Consider the following 1,528-nt stretch of genomic DNA (forward strand, 5'->3'; position numbering starts at 1 on the left):
GCGCGGCCCTGGGTGTCACCCGAAGATTATCTCAAGGAAGTATTCATCGAGGATGATGTCCAGTTCGAATCGAAGCGAACCGGGGCCGAGCGACGGATGACGCCTCAGACCCGCAGATGACGGCGGAGCGCCACCGAAGCCATCACGGCGGCGGCGAGCACACCGACCCCCAGCACGACGGCCGCGGTCTCCCAGACCGCCGACCAACCGAACAGGGGGAACATCGTCTGCTTCGCGAACCGGCCGTCCACCAGGTAGATCTTCGCCAACGCAAGCACGCCCGTGGCGAGCAGCCCGCCAACCAGCCCCACCGCCGCGATTTCCAAGACGAACGGAGCCCGGATTGTTCCGTTGGAAGCACCGACCATCTTCATAATCGAAGTCTCCCGTCGCCGGGCGTGCGCCGAGATCAGGATCATCGTGTAGATGAGGGCGAAGGACGCCAGGGCCTGCACGCCGGCGAGGGCGAAAGCGCCCGCGGTGAAGGCGTCGAGGAACCGGTACAACGGGTCAAGCAGGCCGCGCTGGTCGCGAACAGCTTCCACCCCGTCGAGGCCGGTGTAGGTGACGACGATGTCGCGGGCCGCTCGCGGATCGGTAAGCGTGAGTCGTAGCGCCGCGGGCAGGTCGTCGGGTCCGACACCGGCGAGGACGTCGGGCGATCCACGGAAGTCCCGGCGGAAACGGTCGTACACCTGCTGTTTGCTTTCGTACCGCACGTCGGCGACCAGTGGATCCGCCGCGATCTCGGCATCGAGGGCAGACCGCTCGCCCGGGGTGATGCCATCGGAGAGATCAACGACGACCTCGATCTGGTCGAGCAGGAAGTCGTCGATGGTGTGCACCTGCGCCCGCAGGAGCAGGCCCGACCCCAGCAACGCCAGGCAGATCGTGACAGTTATGATCATGGCACAGGTCATCGCCAGGTTGCGGCGCAGGCCCGTCCACAGCAGCGACGCCAGCAGACCCGGTCGCATCAGCGGACCCGGTCGGCCGGCACCCTGGGCCGGGGCCGGGGAATCATCGGCACCGCCAGATCATCCTGGTTGTAACGCCCGCGAGCCTCGTCCCGGATCAGCGCGCCGTCGCTCAGCTCGAGCACCCGGCGGCGCATCGCGTTGACGAGCGACGCGTTGTGGGTGGCCATCACGACGGTGGTGCCGGCCTGATGAACAGTGTCGAGCAGGTTCACGATCTCGATGCTGGTGTTCGGATCGAGGTTGCCGGTCGGCTCGTCGGCCAGCAGGATCCGAGGACGGCCAACGAACGCCCGGGCGATCGCGACCCGCTGCTGTTCGCCTCCGGAGAGTTCGTCGGGATACCGGTCCGCCTTCTCCGCGAGGCCGACCAGGTCGAGTGCCTCCGGCACGACGCTGCGCACGACATGCCGAGGACGGCCGACCACGTCGAGGGCGAACGCGATGTTCGCCGTTACGGTCCGATTCGGTAGCAGGCGAAAGTCCTGGAAGACACAGCCGACCAGCCGGCGCAACTGGGGCACCCCGCGGTCCGGGATCCGCGCGACGTC

2 protein-coding genes are annotated in these 1,528 nt (G+C 67.4%); both read right to left on the reverse strand.

The genetic code is table 11. From position 1 onward, the window contains the following. Positions 1 to 104: 104 nt before the first annotated feature. Positions 105 to 977, reverse strand: coding sequence for a permease-like cell division protein FtsX (gene ftsX / locus AC08ON_RS09815; RefSeq protein WP_476607300.1), 873 nt, complete (start codon positions 975 to 977; stop codon positions 105 to 107). After that, positions 977 to 1,528, reverse strand: a 552-nt coding sequence (locus AC08ON_RS09820; RefSeq protein ID WP_476616820.1) for a cell division ATP-binding protein FtsE, incomplete at its 5' end; no start/stop codon positions are given. The genes ftsX and AC08ON_RS09820, both read right to left, overlap by 1 nt.

This window comes from Frankia sp. CoWAU3, from assembly GCF_977971855.1.